15 protein-coding genes are annotated in these 15394 nt (G+C 44.2%); 4 read left to right on the forward strand and 11 right to left on the reverse strand.

What is annotated here, in order from left to right:
• Positions 1 to 26 precede the first annotated feature (26 nt).
• Positions 27 to 2480 (reverse strand): TonB-dependent receptor, encoded by a 2454-nt coding sequence (locus LT679_RS07610; protein WP_232176861.1) that lies wholly within the window; start codon positions 2478 to 2480, stop codon positions 27 to 29.
• Between the two features lie 119 nt (positions 2481 to 2599).
• On the opposite strand from LT679_RS07610, the gene LT679_RS07615 reads away from it, so the two are divergent.
• On the forward strand, positions 2600 to 3250 hold the full coding sequence (locus tag LT679_RS07615; protein WP_232176862.1) for a metal-dependent transcriptional regulator: 651 nt from the start codon (positions 2600 to 2602) through the stop codon (positions 3248 to 3250).
• Positions 3251 to 3258: 8 nt separating this feature from the next.
• Here LT679_RS07615 and LT679_RS07620 read toward each other — a convergent pair whose 3' ends face one another.
• Genes LT679_RS07620 through LT679_RS07630 form a run of 3 tightly spaced genes read right to left on the reverse strand, consistent with a single transcriptional unit; the run spans position 3259 to position 5475 of the window.
• A complete protein-coding gene (locus LT679_RS07620; RefSeq protein ID WP_232176863.1) occupies positions 3259 to 4308 on the reverse strand; it encodes a sialidase family protein in 1050 nt (349 codons plus the stop codon).
• A 15-nt stretch (positions 4309 to 4323) separates the two neighbouring features.
• Positions 4324 to 4983 (reverse strand): GDSL-type esterase/lipase family protein, encoded by a 660-nt coding sequence (locus LT679_RS07625; RefSeq protein WP_232176864.1) that lies wholly within the window; start codon positions 4981 to 4983, stop codon positions 4324 to 4326.
• Positions 4984 to 4986: 3 nt separating this feature from the next.
• Positions 4987 to 5475, reverse strand: a complete 489-nt coding sequence (locus tag LT679_RS07630; RefSeq protein ID WP_232176865.1) for a cytidine deaminase family protein — start codon at positions 5473 to 5475, stop codon at positions 4987 to 4989.
• A 533-nt stretch (positions 5476 to 6008) separates the two neighbouring features.
• Between LT679_RS07630 and LT679_RS07635 the strand changes: the two genes are divergently transcribed.
• Both LT679_RS07635 and pdeM read left to right on the forward strand, forming a co-directional pair.
• Complete coding sequence (locus LT679_RS07635; RefSeq protein ID WP_232176866.1) at positions 6009 to 7745, forward strand: thiamine pyrophosphate-dependent enzyme; 1737 nt, start codon at positions 6009 to 6011, stop codon at positions 7743 to 7745.
• Between the two features lie 86 nt (positions 7746 to 7831).
• Positions 7832 to 8497, forward strand: a complete 666-nt coding sequence (gene pdeM / locus LT679_RS07640; RefSeq protein WP_232176867.1) for a ligase-associated DNA damage response endonuclease PdeM — start codon at positions 7832 to 7834, stop codon at positions 8495 to 8497.
• A 168-nt stretch (positions 8498 to 8665) separates the two neighbouring features.
• Here the strand turns inward: pdeM and LT679_RS07645 are convergent, their stop codons facing one another.
• The 7 genes from LT679_RS07645 to LT679_RS07675 form a co-directional block, all read right to left on the reverse strand.
• On the reverse strand, positions 8666 to 9103 hold the full coding sequence (locus LT679_RS07645) for a hypothetical protein (RefSeq protein ID WP_232176868.1): 438 nt from the start codon (positions 9101 to 9103) through the stop codon (positions 8666 to 8668).
• A gap of 150 nt (positions 9104 to 9253) precedes the next feature.
• Complete coding sequence (locus LT679_RS07650; protein ID WP_232176869.1) at positions 9254 to 9934, reverse strand: OmpA family protein; 681 nt, start codon at positions 9932 to 9934, stop codon at positions 9254 to 9256.
• 207 nt (positions 9935 to 10141) lie between these two features.
• Positions 10142 to 11467, reverse strand: a complete 1326-nt coding sequence (locus LT679_RS07655; protein WP_232176870.1) for a sensor histidine kinase — start codon at positions 11465 to 11467, stop codon at positions 10142 to 10144.
• Positions 11468 to 11478: 11 nt separating this feature from the next.
• Complete coding sequence (locus LT679_RS07660; RefSeq protein ID WP_232176871.1) at positions 11479 to 12162, reverse strand: response regulator transcription factor; 684 nt, start codon at positions 12160 to 12162, stop codon at positions 11479 to 11481.
• A gap of 5 nt (positions 12163 to 12167) precedes the next feature.
• On the reverse strand, positions 12168 to 13043 hold the full coding sequence (locus LT679_RS07665) for a hypothetical protein (RefSeq protein WP_232176872.1): 876 nt from the start codon (positions 13041 to 13043) through the stop codon (positions 12168 to 12170).
• 15 nt (positions 13044 to 13058) lie between these two features.
• Entirely contained in the window at positions 13059 to 13394 is a 336-nt protein-coding gene (locus tag LT679_RS07670; RefSeq protein ID WP_232176873.1) for a hypothetical protein, read from the reverse strand.
• Between the two features lie 137 nt (positions 13395 to 13531).
• Positions 13532 to 14410: an FAD:protein FMN transferase gene (locus LT679_RS07675; RefSeq protein WP_232176874.1), complete on the reverse strand. Its 879-nt coding sequence runs from the start codon at positions 14408 to 14410 to the stop codon at positions 13532 to 13534.
• A gap of 160 nt (positions 14411 to 14570) precedes the next feature.
• Here LT679_RS07675 and LT679_RS07680 point away from each other — a divergent pair, with 160 nt between their 5' ends.
• Positions 14571 to 15335 carry a UDP-2,3-diacylglucosamine diphosphatase gene (locus LT679_RS07680; protein WP_232176875.1) on the forward strand — a complete coding sequence of 255 codons (765 nt, stop codon included), beginning with the start codon at positions 14571 to 14573 and terminating at the stop codon, positions 15333 to 15335.
• Positions 15336 to 15394: the final 59 nt, after the last annotated feature.

A 15394-nucleotide genomic window follows, 5' to 3' on the forward strand; every position in this document is an offset into this window, starting at 1 on the left:
GAAGACGTATAGAATGGTTCTCCGTATTAAAAATGCCAAATCGCTTTTACGCTTACATTGCGGCCCATGTTGTAAATACCCATCCTGCCGTTTGGTGATGACTGATAGTACTCAAAGTATTTTAAACGGTTGAGGTTGGATTGATACACCTTGTCAAACACATTATCAGCCTGTAAAAAAAGCTCAAGGTATTTTTTGTCGCTCCGGGTTTTGATGGCAGTACCCGCGCTTAAATTGATAAGCGTGTAACCGGGTGTGTAGGTTTCGGTGTTGTCGAGGGCGTAGAACTTATCCTGCTCTGAATAAATATCAGCCTCGATACCTACATAAATTTTGGAGAACGCGCCATATTCACCATTCAGCTTGAAACGTAACTGCGAACGTAAGTGCAGCGGCGGTATAAAAGGCAGGTACTTTGCCGCGCCGTTTGATTGTTCTATCAACGCCTCATTTTTATTTATGCCGCGCACATAAGCCAAACTATTGTTAAAGTTGAGCCACTTTAACCCTTCGGGATGCAGGTTGAGCGTAAACTCGGCACCATATAGCCGTGCCTTTGATTGCTGGTATTGATAGGTGCTATTACCTTCCACAATAACAACGGGGTTACCGTTAGCATCGGTAAGGCGGGCCTGGTAAATATAGTTGTCGATATTATTATTAAATAACTCGGCCATTATGTCCATATGGCGCAGGTAGGCAATAAATCCTACGTCCTGCTGTAAGCTAAACTCCGGTTTAAAGGTACGGTTGCCCAGATAAACAATGTGCGCGCCAGGGTCGAGCCCGTTTGAGCCGATCTCAGTAATATTTGGTGCGCGATAACCTCGGGCTACGTTAGCCTTTACCAGTAGTCGCTCGGTGATATTATAAGTTAAACCCAGGCTCCCGGAAATGCCGGTGTAGTTTTTATCAAACTCCGGGAATTGCAGAACTGCATCGGGCGTGCCGGTCTGCACCTGCTTGCCAAAGCCCGTTTGCGAATCGGTGCCTACATAAAAATCATTCCATTTAATATGACGATTATCATACCTCAACCCGCCCGATACATCAACCTTGCCCCAGCTTTTTTTAGCGAAGATATAAGTGCCAATGTCAAACAGGTTATAATCAGGTATCGGAAAATCGGTAGCGCTTTTATTGCGGTTGGTTTGGTAAAAGCCATTAGCGCCAATGGTGCTTTCTATCCCGGCAAATACCGGCAGGTTATAGCGGGCTTCGTAATTCAAAGTATTTAGCACTATATCCAGCGCGGCCTGTTTAAGCGCGGTTGGATGCGTATACTCCTGCCGGATATTTTGCTGAACGCCAACCAGCGCATTGATGCTGCCCTCGCCCACCTTAAACCGGCTTTGCGAGTACACCCGGTAATGTTTTATGCTTTGATGCAGGGGGGCTATAGAGTAGGTACGCAGCTCATCATCATTAACCAGCGGACGGTTTTTAATATCATCGTTCTCAGCAACCTGTTTGGTAAACCTGCGGGTAAGCGAATCGCGGCTGCCATCGGGTATCTCCTGTAAATTATGGTATAGCGTGGCGGCTATTTGTGTGTAACCCCAGTTTTTATCGGTACGGGCTATGCCTGTGAAATTTAGCTCGCGAAAGCCGCTGTTGTATACGTAGCCGTCGGTACGGTTGCGGTAATCATGCGCCATTTTATAAGTGCCGCGCAAGTTGTATTTCCAGTCGCTTTTGCTATAAGCCAAACCAATTGATGTGCCAGCCATACCATTATTGGTATGGTATTCAGTGGTAACATCACCTTTTAAACCAGCGCTATCCGGCTGTATATATGGTATCATATTGATCACCCCCGCCAAAGCGTCCGACCCATAGGTTAAACTTGCCGGGCCTTTTACCACTTCAACCCTGCCCAGGCCGTAAGCATCTATCTCGATACCATGTTCATCACCCCATTGCTGGCCTTCCTGGCGAATACCATCGTACAATGTAAGCACCCGGTTATAGCCCAAACCGCGTATAAAGGGCTTGGATATATTAGGCCCGGTAGTAACTGCATTAACGCCTGGCACACCTTTTACCACGCTCTCAATTATATTAGTACTCACCTGCCGCTCCAATGTACTTTTTGACAGCACGGCCACCGGAACCGGGTTTTTACGCAATTGTGTTGCCCGTGAAACGCCGGTTACTATTACCTCATTTAATTTAGTTTCCAGCGGCTTAAGGCTTACGTTGATAGTTTGTTGCTCGCCGTTAATGACATTCACTTTAACGCGCTTGCTTTCAAAGGTTACATTTGAAAAATTGATCACTTGATTTCCCGCCGGAATACCCTTCAACTCAAAATAGCCATTGGCATCAGCCCGGGTACCCAGTTTTGTGCCGCTTACTGCTACCGATGCAAAAGGCAGGCCCGCGGTATCAGCCATGATGCGACCTTTAACAGCACCAACCTGCGCGAATAACAAACCAGGAAGTAATACACATATAATATTAAGTACTAATAGCCTCATACATTCTAATTTTGCACAAACATATATAATTAATTATACATACGACATAAATAAAATTAGGTTTGACTAATTTTATTTATTTAAAGTAATAAGTATGTTTGTACAACCGTATTGTAGATATGTATACCCTGTCCGAAGAAAATTACTTAAAGACTATTTACCGTTTAGCACAGGCGGATGGTAAGATAACCCCCACTGCCATAGCCGAATCATTAGGCAACAACCCCGCCTCGGTGGTTGATATGATACGCAAACTAAGCGAAAAGCAATTAATTGAGTACGACAAGAAAAAGGGAGTAAAACTAACCGCTCAGGGTTTAAAAGATGCCGTGCTGATAGTTAGACGGCACCGCTTATGGGAAGTTTTTTTGTTAGAGAAACTTGGCTACCATTGGGATGAAATACATGATATTGCCGAAGAACTGGAGCATATAAATAACGATACCCTGGCCGATAGGCTCGATAAATTTTTAGGGTTCCCGGAGTATGACCCTCATGGCGACCCGATACCAAAAGCTAACGGTAAAATGGCCAAGCCTTATTCGGTTACGCTTGCAGCCATGAAGGCCGGTAGCACCTGCGAGGTAGCGGCAGTGCGCGATACCAGCAGCGCCTTTTTGCAATATCTCGCTAAGCTCAACATTGGCATTGGTACCAAAATACAATTGATAGAGAAAATCTCTTTTGATAATTCGCTGGTGATTAGCATTAACGGCAAGGAACATACCACCGTTTCGCAAAAATTTGGCGATAATATATTGATAGAGTAAGTATTATATTACCTACTGCTTTCCCGAAGCACTACATGCTTTATGTTCTTTCGGTCGTACGTATAGGTAATGTGGATCAGGCCGTCTTTGGTTTGTATAATGGCGGGATAGCTGTACTCCTCTTTGTCACCATTCTCTAATTCGGCAACATCTGTCCATTTTTGCCCATCGGTACTCTTGGCAACGCGTAATTTCCCGCGACCGTTAAACCAGTCTTTACCCGGCACATCCGGATTATAGACGATTAATTGCCTGCCACTTTTTAAAGTGACCGCATCTGTACCTGAATTAGGGTTGAGCAGTGTTGTTTCCGAAAGTTTACTCCAGGTTTTTCCACCATCGGTCGACCAGGCTTGTACTACCTTGCCCTGCTTACTACGGCAAAGTATCTGTAACCTGCCACCGGGATAGGTTAATACGCTGGGTTGTATCACATCGAATTTTCCGGCGGTATCTACCGGGATATTATCCCAGGTTTTACCATTATCTGCCGAACGTTCAATATGCGCTTTCCAGCGGCCATTCTCACCCATCTCCTCAATGCTCGATGGAGACAGGATCACGCCATTTGGTAACTGTATGGGTTTGTTTTTTATTGGCCCCAAAATACCGGCAGGCAACTTCACGGCCGCCGACCATGTTTTGCCATCGTCGGTTGAGGTTTTATACATCCCCCACCACTCCCGGGGGTTAGCGCCAACTTTGTAAAACAACGTAATCTTTCCGGCTTTATCCTTAAATAGCACGGGGTTCCAGGCCGGGTAACGCAACGTGTCGTTCACCACGCCATCGGCTACTATTTTTACATCGCTTGCCTTGCCATCACTAAGCTTGGTTATCCATATGGAAACATCGTTCTTGCCCTCCTGCGTGCCGCCGAAACAGGCCAGCAACAGCTCGCCCGCATTATTTTGTACTATGGTTGATGCGTGACATTGCTTAAAAGGGGCATCGGTAAAAACCAGATCGGTTGATATTTTTTTAAACGATTGCGACCTGCCGATACCGGGTGCAAGCAAAATCATTAAAGCAATAAGTAACGAACGGCATTTCATCATTTGCCTAAACTAAGGCTATTTCACGTATTTTTTTAAAACTTTTTCCCACTTGTCATACCCCTTGCTATTCAGGTGCAGGTAATCGCCTTTAAATAGCGAAGAATCAGGGCGCATTGTTTTTTTGTTGAGGATAGGCGTAGCAACGTCAATATATTTAGTTTTAGGCTTGCTATCCGCATAAGCCTTGATCAGGTTGTTGGCCAATATCACTTCATTTAAAAATTTAGCCCTGCTTGGGCTTGGCTTTATTGACAGGAAGTAGATCTCGGTATTGGGCAACTTATCATGGATCATTGTCCACAGCTTTTCAAAACTACCGGCTACGTTTTGCGCCGTACGGCCTGAAGCAATATCATTTTCACCAGCATATATAAAAACTTTTTTTGGCTGATACGGAAACAACACATAAGGTGTGTAATATTCTACCCATTGCCAAAGTTCGGAGCCGCCAAGTCCGCGTTTTATAACCGGCTTACCCTCAAAACGCTTTTCCAGGTCATCCCACAATCTAATGGACGAACTGCCTACGAACAATATACCGCCCGGCGCCGGCATTTGTAAGCTATCCTGGTGTTTAAACTGGCGCACCTCGGCATCAAACGGAAAGCCTTTTTGAGCATTGGCGTTAATAGTAAAAAGCGTAGTAAATAAAAGTAATACGAGCTTAATTTTCATTGGTTAATGTGTTAAACGGTCTTCAAAAAACAGGAAAGGCAAAAAGCTCTGCACTCCCTCAACCACCCAAACCGGGCCGTTTATACAATACAACAGCACACGCAATGGGCTGTTTTGCATTTTTTCGCATTCGGCCATCACCTGCAGGCAAGCCCCGCACGATGTTATGGGCTTTAGCAATTCAAAGTCATTGGTTTGCGCGGTAACGGCCATGGTAACCACAGCATCATCGGCATGGTTGGCACCCCAGTTAAACAGCGCTACCCGCTCGGCACATAAACCAGATGGATAGGCCACATTTTCCTGGTTGCTGGCGCGTAATACTTTACCGCTTTTTAACTGCAAAGCCGCCCCTACCTTAAAGTGCGAATAAGGTGAGTGCGAAGTATCCAGCGCTTTTACAGCTTCAAGGCATAATGCCTTATCGGCTTCGGATAGTTCATCAACAGAAGTATACTCTTTAAAGGCTATATTGATTTGTCTTTCGGTCATGTATAGATGCCCTTATTTTAAAGGGGCATACAATATAAGGGTTTAGATGATAAAAAGCAATTTATAACTAAGATTGTAGACTTATAATAATACACGGTTAATTACCTGTCCTCAACTTCTTTTGTGCGAACAAAAGAAGCAAAAGTCGCCGGCTACGTCCTGCCCGGTGAAAGGTTATGCTTTGGCAGAGTCTGTGCTACTCCGGGCATTACTGATGCCGGACATTGAGCTTATTTACAGTTTGTGATTTTACATTTAACTCAGTCATAGAATCAAATAAAAAAGCGGTGGCCTGCCGGAAAACCGGGCCAAGGAGTATGGCCTGTGGGGCTGAAGGTTTTTTCCGGCTTGATGTTTGGTTACTTTGCATCTAAGGTAAAGTAACTGAGCCCTGCGCCCAAAAGCAGACTGACGATGTTTAGAGCACAGTCTCTTAATAAATGAATAAACCATTAAAGCTTTTCACCTTTTTTAAAACTCCTACTTAAACCATTGGTTGCTATGTAAGTGTTTAAACATTAACAAATAAAACTATGGCAAAAACAGTAGCCGACCAATTGGTTGAAATGCTGATAAACGCGGGCATTAAACGCATATACGCCGTTACCGGCGATAGTTTGAACGAGGTAAATGATGCCGTTAGGCGATCAGGAAAGATACAATGGGTACACGTGCGCCATGAAGAAGCAGGTGCCTACGCGGCGGCTGCCGAAGCTGAGTTAACTGGCATTGCCTGTTGCGCGGGTAGCAGCGGACCGGGCCACGTACACCTCATTAATGGATTGTATGATGCGCACCGCTCAGGCGCGCCGGTTATTGCCATTGCATCAACTATAGCCACTACCGAGTTTGGCACCGAGTACTTCCAGGAAACCAATACGCTAAAACTTTTTGCCGATTGTAGTCATTACAACCAGATTGCTACTACGCCCAAACAACTGCCACGTATGTTGCAGGGTGCTATACAGGCTGCATTACATAAAAAAGGCGTTGCCGTGTTAGGCTTGCCTGGCGACATTACCGGAATGGATGCCGAAGAAATAACCACCGCCACACAAAACTTTAATCCGGTTCCGGTTATCAAACCATCGGATGCTGATCTGAGCAACCTGGCATCTGTTCTTGGCCAGCATAAAAAAATTACCATATTTTGCGGCATAGGTGCTGCCGACGCACATGATGAGGTAGTTGCACTATCCCAAAAACTGCATGCTACGGTAGCCTACTCCTTCCGTGCCAAGATGGATATACAGCACCATAATCCTAATGAGGTAGGCATGACCGGCTTGCTGGGTTTACCATCGGCCTACCAAAGCATGCACCATTCGGATCTGATTTTGCTACTGGGCACCGATTTTCCTTACGCTAATTTCATCCCGTCTGACTGTACCATAGTGCAGGTAGAAACCAAACCGGAGCGCATAGGCCGCCGTGCCAATGTTGATATTGGTTTATGCGGATCAGTAAAAGATACCCTGCAAGCCTTGCTTCCGTTGGTTAACCAAAGCACCGATGATAAATTTCTAAAGGAACAACAGGAGTTTTACGGGGAGGTTAAAAAAAAGATGCACACCTATGTGGAAGACACCGGTGAAACCGATAAGATCCACCCGGAATATGTTTCCCACTGTATTGATGAACTGGCTAACGACGATGCTATTTTCACTGTAGATACCGGTATGTCGTGCGTGTGGGGTGCGCGTTATATCAACGCGACAGGCAAGCGTAAAATGCTGGGCTCGTTCAACCACGGCTCCATGGCTAACGCCATGCCCCAGGCTATCGGCGCGGCGCTGGCTTTTCCGGGCCGGCAGGTAGTCGCCCTGTGTGGCGACGGTGGCCTGTCTATGCTACTGGGTGACCTGGCAACCATCACACAATATAAATTACCGGTAAAGATCATCGTATTCAATAACCGGTCGTTAGGGATGGTAAAGCTGGAAATGGAAGTAGCAGGCTTGCCCGACTGGCAAACTGATATGCATAATCCTGATTTTATGCTGGTAGCGCAAGCCATGGGCATGAAGGGCTTTACTGTTAATGAACCTGCGGGAGTTAAAGCGGCCATACAAGCGTCCTTCGCCCATGATGGCCCGGCATTGATCAACGTAATGACAGACCCTAACGCGCTGGCCATGCCGCCAAAGATCGAGTTTAAGCAGGTAAAAGGCATGGCGCTATCCATGAGTAAATTAGTGCTCAACGGACAAATGGACGAGGTGCTCGACACTATCAAAGCCAATTACAAGCATATAAAGGATATTTTGTAAGCGATTTTAATATTTATAAATGCAAAAAGCCGGGTACTTAGTCTCGGCTTTTTGCATTTAGGGATTTGCTTATCTTTGCATCTGTTATGACGATTTGTGCGGGATTGCCTTTTAACATTTTAGGCGAAGATCTGATTTTACTTCCTCAGCGTGCCATTTACTGGCAACAGCAAAAAACCCTGATAGCTGCCGATGTTCACCTGGGCAAGGTGGGGCATTTCCGTAAGGCGGGCATTGCCGTTCCGCGAGATATGGAACAGGATGACCTAGCTGTATTGTCGGACCTGATTGATGAATATCGGCCGGAAAAGATATTATTTTTAGGCGACCTTTTTCATAGCGATATGAATGCCGACTGGGATTGGTTTGCTATGTGGCGCCGCCGCCACGCTAAAATTGAAATTATATTGATAAGAGGCAATCACGATATTATACATGACAAGCACTACACCGAATTGAATATCGAACTGCATGATGAACTGCAGGTTGGCCCTTTCCTGATGCTGCACCATCCGCTTACCGGCAAACAACTGGAACAAACTACCGCTTATTCTTTTTGCGGCCACATACACCCGGGCGTATCATTAACCGGACTCGGCAGGCAGCACATTACCCTGCCCTGCTTTGCGTTCGGCGCTAAACAAGGCATATTACCTTCTTTTGGCAGGTTTACCGGCAAAGTAGCCATCCGCAACCAAAAGACAGACAGAATATTTGGGGTGTTGAAAGATAAAGTAATCGCAATAGCGTAAGTAAAATACCATCCATTTCATTTCGATGCGATAGCGAGAAATCTGCCTGCCAAGATAATCGACATTTTTCTAACTCCCTCTCCTAAAGGAGAGGGTTGGGGTGAAGTTACCAAGTGACGGATTTCTCCTCGTACCTCTTTCGAAATGACAGTAATTAATCAACGCAAACTATTTAGCTGACTTTTTACGGGCACGCTCCTGTTTTGACAATGCAGCCTTAGCGTTTTTGATCAGAACATCAAGCTGCGCATATTCCGCTGTTCCTGGTTCATAATACTTTGCTTCCGGGCATTTACCATCAGGGCACAATACCCAATCTAATTCTAATATTGATGTGTCCTTAGCATACCTATACACCTGAAATACATCCCGTAGCTCTGCACGAAAATTAACTCTTTTGTTTTTGTATTTGCCTTTTTTGATAGGCGTCACTTCTACAGTATACATCTGCTGACTGGTCAACACTTCACGCGGTATACCATCAATTTTGGCAGTATCAATTCTATCATAACCGGTTTGTTTAAATCCCGACGACATAAATAAAACCGGAGTCAATAATAACGCGAATAAAACTTCAGGGATCTTTCGGTTTAGGTTAATTTTCATCAGGAATAATGTAATTGGTTTATTAGGGTAAGATAGAAATAATGTTCTAAAATCCACTCTCCCGGATAAATTAAACCCAATAAAAAACCCTGCCTCAGGTGGCAGGGCTTCAACTATTTACTATTAATCTTTTCTTGTGGGGAACTGAGCTTAGTTGCTCGCTTGTTTAGCCTCTTGTTTCATGGCGTCATTAGCCACAATTACAATCTCTACACGGCGGTTTTGCGCACGGCCCTCAGCAGTAGCGTTTGACGCGATGGGCTCGTTTTTACCTTTACCGGTAGTGCTTAAACGTGAACCCGACACACCGTTGGTTACCAGGTACGATTTTACAGAAGCAGCACGGCGCTCAGACAGCGTTTGGTTATAGCTTGCAGTACCGGTACTATCAGTATGGCCAATAATGGAAATATTGGTTTGCGGGTTATTCTTTAATGAAGTAGCCAGGTTCTCCAGGTTAGTACGGGCTGCTGATTTTAGGTCCGTTTTGTCAACATCAAATAAAATACCTGAGTCGAATTTCACAATGATACCTTCACCTTCGCGGGTTACAGTAGCGCCCGGTACGGTTTGTTTGATCTCTGCAGCCTGGCGGTCCATTTTACGGCCAATGAAAGCACCAGCAGTACCACCAACAGCACCACCAATTACGGCACCCAACGCAGTATTACCTGCGGCTTTACCTATAAACGCACCAATGGTACCACCTGCACCTGCGCCAATAGCGGCACCTTTTTGAGTTTTGGTCATCGAATCGCAACCCGATGCTATAACACCTACGGTAGCCACGGCTATACCAAATTTGGCTATTCTTAATTTTAACGTTTTCATTTTTGTATATGTATGATCTTGGTTATGCAGTTATGACAAAGGCAGTGCCAAAAAGGTTTAATAATATTTATTGTGATTATTAAGCCCCGGCAAATACCATTACAATAATTTTTTAATATTTAGGAAAACAAAAGCGCATTATAATATTCAGCTCGTATGTCATTTTTGCACACATGCACTCTTTTTAGTACAAGCGCATGTATCTTATTATTTCAATACTTCCGCCGGTATGAGTAAGATGAAGGTGCTACCCTGCCCTTTTTGCGACGTTACCTCAATGGTTATACCATGAAAATCGGCAATAGATTTTACTATCGGCAGGCCAAGGCCGAAGCTGTCCTGCTGTAAAGCCCGTTTCAGTTTTTTAAACCTGTCAAATATAAACGGCAGTTCATCATCACCAATACCAATACCGGTATCCGCAATATTTAATATTAAGCCTGAAGTATTTTTATGCGTTGTAATATTTATGCTGCCACCTTCAACGTTGTACTTAATAGCGTTATTAACCAGGTTAAACAGCAGGTTGAAAAGCAAAAACTTGTTAACCTTGTGCATCACAACATCTGCCGGCACGTTAACAGTAAGTGTTACTTCCTTTTGCTCCAGCCTGATGGATATTTCATCCTGCACATCGTGCAGCATTTCGCTCAGGTTTACCTCATCCTGTTTAATAAACTGCTCATTCTCAATTTGGGATATCAGTAGCAAGGTTTTGGTGATGCTTTTCAGGCGGTTGAGTATGCGTTGCATTTCGAGCAGGCGCACTTTTAAATCATCAGCAATATCTTCTTCCGCAAACATGTTTTCAATTTTTGTTTGCAGGATGGATATAGGTGTCATCAGTTCGTGCGAGGCGTTTGATATAAACTCTCGCTCCTTTTGAAATTTATTGGTAATCGTCTCCATCATGCGGTGTATGCTGATGTCGAGATATTGAAAATCCGCAGTTGAAGTGCGCACCTTACGGTAACTGCCGGTATACGGAAAGCGACTGCTGTTTAACCTTGTTTTAATGATCTGCCGCAGCGGGCGCAACACGTAGTTAGAGTAAACCTGATCGGCCACTATGGTTAGCAATATCATGCCCACCAACACCAGGAAGGCAATTTTTTGCAGCGGGCCGGTAGTGTCATCCAACGTGCTTGCGCTCTTGCCGACTTCTAACAGGTAATTCTTTTTATCGGCTTTAAAAGTGTGGCTTAAAATGCGGTACTCAATGGTATCACCCTCAACAATACGCCGCTCGTTCATAATCGTGTCCAGGTATTCGTCTGCAGGCACTTCGTCAAGACTGATGTATTCTTCTTTTAATAACGTATAACTGCCGTAGCTTTCGCCATCGGTAATATAGTTACCTATGCCGAGGGTTTTAACTATCTGCAATACCTTATCCTTTTGCTCAACCAGTTTGCCATCGGTGTAACCCAGGCTTATGTAGTTAATAAGCAGTGGCAGTAACAAAACAAAAAACACCACAATTACCAACTTAGAGATGGCATTGAAAAGGGTGAGTTTTGTATTAAGCTTCAACAGGATAATGTTTAACTGTTAACAACAATTTTATAGCCCAGGCCGCGCACTGTCTCAAGCCAGGCAGGCGGAGCAAAAGCGTTTAGCTTCTTACGTATATTTTTTATATGCGCATCTATATAGTTAGAGTCGTAATCATCATTAACCACGCTACCCCAGATATGTTCGCTTAGCTGGGTGCGGGTAAGGGTACGGTTTTTATGCAGCAGCATATAGGCTATCAGGTCAAACTCTTTCTTGGTGATGCTGCTAACCACATTGTCCTCATGGCTGATGGTACGCTCAGTAAGGTTGATCAAAAAATCGCCTAAGGTAACCGTATTCTGCTTTAAACCAAACTTGCGTCGGGTAATGGCCTGCATACGGCTTTGCAATTCAAGCAGCGAAAATGGCTTGGGCACATAATCGTCAGCACCCAAATCAAGGCCGGTTATGCGGTCGTTCACTTCGGCACGCGCGGTAAGTATAATGCAGGCTGCTTCGGGGTTGTTACGCTTGGCTTCTTTAAGCAGATCCAAACCATCATAATCAGGCAGGCCGAGATCGATCAGTATAAAATCGTACAGGTTTACTGATATTTTTTCGGACGCGGACCGGCCATTATAAGCCACTTCGCAAACATAGTTGCTGTTGGTCAAAAAAATATCCACCTCGCGGGCCAGCGAGCGTTCATCCTCTATAATGAGTACATTCATCAGTTTTAATAAAACAGGTAATAAAACGTTAAATTAAAAAAAGATGCGTGCCTGTTCTGCAACGCGTTTTCAACATTTACGGGTATGGAGTACCGGTAAGCGGCCTCGAGGGTGTAATGCGGCGTGTTATAAGCCACCGGAACTTTTAAATAATAATTGAGTACTGTAAAACGTCCGTTATTCCGGGTAAGCATAGCCGCGTTAAATATTTTATCTCGGTTATAAGCGTAAAACCTATCCTCAGAGTAACGGTTTACAAAGTTTTGTGTACCCAAAATAACGTTTACAGACGGGTTGATAGTAAGGTAATCGTTATCGGTAAAAATGCTCCAGTCGGGCTCAATATATTTAGACTGGCTTACCGTTAAAAAGAAATCATTTGACTTACCGAACAGAAAATCAGCCGTAGCACTCGTTTTCAGTATCTTCCAGTCGTACGAGTTCTTGAAGTTTATATCGTTTGTTGATGCCGATTTTATAATACGCGCATCGTTATTGAATATAAAGCGCGTGTAGCTAATGTTGCTGGAATATCTCTTATTTTTTGACTTGAAATAATATCCGGCGCCGAGGTCAACCTCATCAAACAGCGGATCGTAACCTAAAACCTTAAGCGCCGAGCCGTAAATAAAAAAGCCCGATTTATCATTGTAAACCACATCAGTTGCTACATATGGATATTTAACCGGACCAACACGGCCAAAAAATATGGCATCGTTACCATAATTTATACCTACTGACAGAGACCGTTTGCGTACCGGAACGCTATCACTATCGGCAGCAGCAATAGCGCCAGGCGGCAAATAAAAGCGCGGCTCGGTTGCAGCGGCGTTGGCCACAGCAAATAAAAACGAAAAAATAAATAAGCTTAAATACTTCATTTGCCGTTTTTTCAATTAACCGCCGTTACGCCTGATAATTTCCGGTGGGCGCTCCATACCGTCAGGCCTGCGTTGTTTGCGCTTTTTGGTTTGGCCTGTATCTGCGCCTACCTTTTCAGGTTTAAGTTGCTTTTTTGCACGCGCAATTTCCTTTATTTTATTCTTTTCCTCTTCGTCTTGTTGTTTTTTTGACCGCTTGTTGATAATTGTATCGCCGCGGGTTTGATAAAAAGTAGCAACGGATGCCGTAACGATATTATTGTTGGCTGAATTTTCCCGGTAGTTTTTTGCAGCAGATGATAATAGCGGAACTGCCAGGAACAACAGTATTATATATAGCCACTTTATCATTTAACAGAGGATAGTAAAAATATTCGCAATATCACACAATAACAATTTACCAGTGCATAAAAAACATAAAACCGCTATAATTAATACAGCGGTTAATTAATTTAATTGTATATAAATTGTTTGGTTGAAATTGCTTTTTAAAGCGTAATGCTTTTTGAGGTATATACCCTATCGTGGTCATCAACTATTACGCATGCCACCTGGTTAAGCCTGTTAATTAGGTATAAACCCGCGTTAACGCCAATGCTTATCACCGGTGCTGCCATAGCATCAGCCAGTTCAGCAGTTGGGCTCACAATGGTTACACTCTTTATAGCGCTCAATGCAAAACCTTTATTGCTAATGGCGGTAATGTTCTTTTTAGTATTTACAGCATCAACATTTACAGATGTAGCTAAGGCCTGATTACTGATATTTAGCTGAGCATAAGGTTTATCCGCTTGTTCCGGGTCGGCAGCAGCAACCGTCCAGGGTTCGCTATCCGGCTGTGTTCCCCAGGCAATCATATCGCCTCCGGCGTTAATAACACCGCTGCTTACACCGCTCATCTGTAATACAAACTTCGCCCTGTCAGCAGCGTAACCTTTACTGTTTGCAGCAAAGCTGATGCGCATACCTTCCTGTATTAAAAACACGGTTTGCTCGGCAGCATTAAGCACCACATCTTTATAACTAACACCTGCAACGGTTTTTTGCCCGGCGCTGTAAGTAATATCAAAAGTGCCATAAGTAAGTTCCGCTATTTGTAACGAGCGATCAATCAACCTGAACAATTCGCCGTTAACCTTTACCGGCGCTACACCGGCATTACGGTTAACCTGGTTCACTATGCTGTCATCACCAAAGGTGCTCAGCAGTTTGTCAACACGGTTTATTTCGAAAATGGCATCATTAATACGCTCAGTAGCCCAGCCTGGATTTTCACCAACAACGGTGATCTCGAAACGGGTACCCATTAGCATGGTTGAATGCCTGTATATGGTTGACTTGCTTACTAAATTCTTTACAGCCAGCATATTTGTTAGTTTTAAAGTGAAACTTATTATGCTAATACGCAGGCTAAAGTACAGGCGCTACATGAAATTAAAATGAAATGTTATTTAACCATTAAAACAATCTATTGCGTTTTGGGTATAACTGCAAAAAATCGCTGTAATAACTTACTTTTGCCACAGCATGGCTTTACGCAACAAACTCTACTTCGCGTCTGACTTTCATTTAGGTACCGATAGTTACGGCCCCAGCCGTATCCGCGAAGCGCGTATCATCCGTTGGTTAGACAGTATTAAGCACGATGCCGCCGAACTCTTTTTAATGGGCGATGTATTTGAGTTTTGGTTTGAGTACAAAACTGTTGTGCCCAGAGGCTACATCCGCTTTTTGGGTAAGCTGGCCGAACTGGCCGATGCCGGCATAAAGCTATACTTGTTTAAAGGCAACCATGATATGTGGATGTTCAGCTATTTCACCGAAGAGTTGGGCGCCACCATTATCAGCAATGAACTGGTTATTGAGCGTAACGGCAAAAAATTCTATCTGCACCATGGAGACGGGCTTGGCCCGGGTGATGGCAGTTATAAAATACTGAAAAAAGTATTTCGCAGCAGGTTATGCCAATGGCTGTTTGCACGGTTGCATCCAAACTTTGGCATCGGCGTTGCCGGGGCATGGTCGCAACATAGCCGTGATACTAACTTAAAACAGCCAGACCTGAAACCTGGCGAGCATGAATGGCTGGTAACTTTCAGCAACCAGGTATTGGAGCACACCTATTATGATTACTTTATTTTTGGCCACCGCCACCTGCCGCTGGATGTTCAGCTGAATAAAGGTAGCCGTTATATTAACCTTGGCGAGTGGTTTAATTACAACTCATACGCTGTTTTTGACGGGGAAAGCCTGCGACTTGAGTATTTTGAGAAGCCGACAGTTAACCCGTAACGTTTACCTTTCGCTGAATAAAATCCGCCAAAAAAACTGTACTTTTGTGCACTTTTTAG

The sequence above is a fragment of the Mucilaginibacter roseus genome (genome assembly GCF_021215455.1).
Classification (GTDB): Bacteria; Bacteroidota; Bacteroidia; order Sphingobacteriales; family Sphingobacteriaceae; genus Mucilaginibacter; species Mucilaginibacter roseus.